General features: G+C 40.7%; 4 protein-coding genes and 1 pseudogene. All 5 read right to left on the bottom strand.

The annotated features are described in order from the left end of the window. Window positions 1–174 precede the first annotated feature (174 nt). The 5 genes and pseudogenes from L1028_RS30785 to L1028_RS30800 all read right to left on the bottom strand — a co-directional run bounded on the left by L1028_RS30785 (window position 175) and on the right by L1028_RS30800 (window position 2,618). Window positions 175–798 (bottom strand): DUF4352 domain-containing protein, encoded by a 624-nt coding sequence (locus tag L1028_RS30785; RefSeq protein WP_234541949.1) that lies wholly within the window; start codon window positions 796–798, stop codon window positions 175–177. A gap of 266 nt (window positions 799–1,064) precedes the next feature. Then, the gene (locus L1028_RS30790; protein WP_234541950.1) at window positions 1,065–1,268 is read right to left on the bottom strand and encodes a DUF5316 family protein; all 204 of its coding nucleotides are present in this window, start codon (window positions 1,266–1,268) and stop codon (window positions 1,065–1,067) included. Window positions 1,269–1,557: 289 nt separating this feature from the next. Further along, a pseudogene (locus L1028_RS31845) lies at window positions 1,558–1,662 on the bottom strand (IS3 family transposase); the annotation flags it as partial. 12 nt (window positions 1,663–1,674) lie between these two features. After that, window positions 1,675–2,205, bottom strand: coding sequence for an IS3 family transposase (locus L1028_RS30795; protein ID WP_279306942.1), 531 nt, complete (start codon window positions 2,203–2,205; stop codon window positions 1,675–1,677). An 89-nt stretch (window positions 2,206–2,294) separates the two neighbouring features. Further along, window positions 2,295–2,618, bottom strand: coding sequence for a hypothetical protein (locus tag L1028_RS30800; RefSeq protein WP_234541952.1), 324 nt, complete (start codon window positions 2,616–2,618; stop codon window positions 2,295–2,297). Window positions 2,619–2,877: the final 259 nt, after the last annotated feature.

Genomic DNA, 2,877 nt, shown 5'->3' on the forward strand with positions numbered 1-2,877 from the left:
TTGTCGATGCGCTTTTACACACAGATTTCGCCATGCGCAAGCATCCTAGCTACAAAGGTGGCTTGGCCCCTCCTTCGGTTGGACTTTCACCAACTAGATAATGCGTGCCTCTGGGCACGCTAACAATAAAAAAAGCCCCGCCAGCTTTGGCGAGACTCTTATATGTGAAATATCCTATTTATTTTGAAGAACGATTTTGATTTCTCCATCTGAACTAAAACTTAAAACCGTAAAATCAGTATTAATTTCAAGTTCTTTCCAATCCTTAGGAAGCTGGTAAGCGAGTTTGCCACGAATTTTCTTTCCCGCAGCTAAAGCGCCGTCCATCGTTCCTACTTGACTATCCAAAGTATGAGCCATGAGATCTTCATTTATAGAGAAGCTATCTTGGTATGCATTGAACATTAGCATGGAGCTTACCATATAATCTTTACTGGAAATATTCTCAAGTATAATTCCGACTTCTACAAATTCATTACCCTCTGATGGTTGTACATAATCATTTCCTTTAGGCTTTTCCAGAGAATCAACTGTAAGCTTAAAATTCTTCGTTGTGATGGTTTGTCCAACTTCAGTTATCATCGTTTCCTTAGGCTCTTCAGTAGGCTTGCTGGTAGGCTTTTCCGTTCCGACCGGTTTCTCCGTTGCTGCAGTATCATCTACCTTTGCCACTGCTGGTTCTGATTTTGATACTGTAGGTTCACTATCATTCCCCTGTGATCCAATCACCCCTATTACAACAAAAACAATAATGAGCCAAAACCACCATTTTTTAAAAAAAGGTTTCTTTGTTTTCAATTGTCTACTTCCTCTCAGATAATATCCATTTCCAACTTTTGCTAGGAAAATATACCCATATTATCCTATGAAAGATATACCTTTGCAAGAAAAATATAAAATAATGTCAGATGATAAGAATAATTGTGACTGTTATATTAAATTCCATTTTACTAGAATTATAAATACAAAAAACCTCAACGGCAAAGACATCAAGGGTCTAAAGGTTCTTGTAAAAAGTCATATATTGCACTCTTTACCACTCTTGAACTTGAGTGAGGTAAATATCACAACAAATATACTAGTCCAGCTATAGCCAAGGAAAGAACCCCTCCTAAAGCAGACCATTTCGCTACTTTGTTTTTAATTTTACGATCTTCTTTGGATTCCGAATAATAATTCCCTCTTTGCTGAGTACCTGTCGTAAATCCGCCAACACATATACCAGAGATCACAAATAAAGCCAATCCTATATATATGAAAATGCGCATATTATTGCTCCTCCCAGGAAGTATTGTATATCTAAATATAAGATATTCTAACATTATTTTCCACTAACGGAGAGAGTCCTCTTCTTCGAGTTTTGGACTCAGATGACGTTATTTACAAAATAACGTCTTTTGTGCAGGGTTTCGGACTCCAGTAACCTTATTGCTTCTTTAGATCATAATATTGGGTACTTTTCAGGCCAATAACTTCATTTGGGTTCGATAGCAAGCCAAAAACAGAATAAAGCTACTAATAAGATCTGCTGTGGAGCTCTGTCAAGAAAGTGGACAGTCACGCAACAGACATTCTAGTCAATTGCTCAGCAAAACGAACTGGAGAAAGATACCCCCGCGCGCCATGCATTCGCTTGCGGTTATAGTAAAACTCAATATATTGAAAAAGTGTCTGTTAGGCTTGCTCCTTGGTTTTAAAGCGCGGATTACAGTAGATGAGTTCCTTCTTCAAAATGCTGTGCCACGATTCGATACAGGCGTTGTCATAACAGTTACCTCTACGGCTCATGCTGGACTCCATGCCGTAATCCTTCAACTGTTTAGCGTAGTCATAAGAAGTATATTGAGAACCTCGGTCGAAATGATGCAGTAGGCCCTCTTTGGGTCGTTTAGCTGCGTAAGCATCTTGCAAGGCGCCCAAAACCAGGCTGGTTTCCATATGTTTCTCCAGGCGCCACCCTACGATTTCACGCGTGCACAGATCCATTACGCTAGCTAGGTATAAGCGGCCTTCCCGGCAAGGAATATAGGTAATATCAGTGACCCATACTTTGTTGGGTTTGAGGATCTTGAATTGTTGGTTCAGGGTGTTCGGAGCGATCGGATGGTCATGATTCGGGTCGGTAGTTTGCACACGATACGTTTTGGACACAATGGAGCGAAGCTTCATATGTCGCATATACACGCTTACAGTGCGTTCGGTAATGGCATAGCCTTTTTAATGTAAGAGGAGGGTGATCTTCGGACTCCCATACCGCTTTTGATGGTCAGCAAAATGATACTGAATTCGCTTCATTATTGCAGCCTTACGAAGCTTATGTGTGTGTGTTTTTCTGTCCGCCACTTGTAGTACCCGCTCCGTGACACATGTAGAGTCGTGAACATCTTCTCCAAGCGAAACTCGGAGCGATGTTTTTCAATAAACTGGAATCTCAGTTCCTTGGTTTGCTGAAGATGTGCACTTCTTTTTTTTACAATCGCTAATTCCTCTTCCACATCGGCAATCTTGTTATCTTTTTCTTGAAGTTGACGGCTTATTTCTTTCAACTGTGCCTCAAGTTCCCGTACTCGATCCATGCTGGCTGCCGGTTCATTCTTTAGTTCCCGATACTGGCTCATCCATTGATGCAGGGTACTTTTTGAGATGTTGAGCTATTCCGCCAAGTCGCCTACTGTCTTTGTTTGCTCTTGAATGAACTGCACCGTCATGTATTAAAATACCTGGCCTCATTTTCTCTGCTTCATGTATTTCTTAATGACGGATTGTAATATGAAGTGCGACAGCTGCTAAGAGAATAAAAAAATAGCCCATGACTGATTCGTGTAGAATGAAGTTACCACACCACCCCTACACAAGGAGAATCAGAACATGAACTAC

Source organism: Paenibacillus pseudetheri (assembly GCF_924513355.1).
GTDB lineage: Bacteria > Bacillota > Bacilli > Paenibacillales > Paenibacillaceae > Paenibacillus_AQ > Paenibacillus_AQ pseudetheri.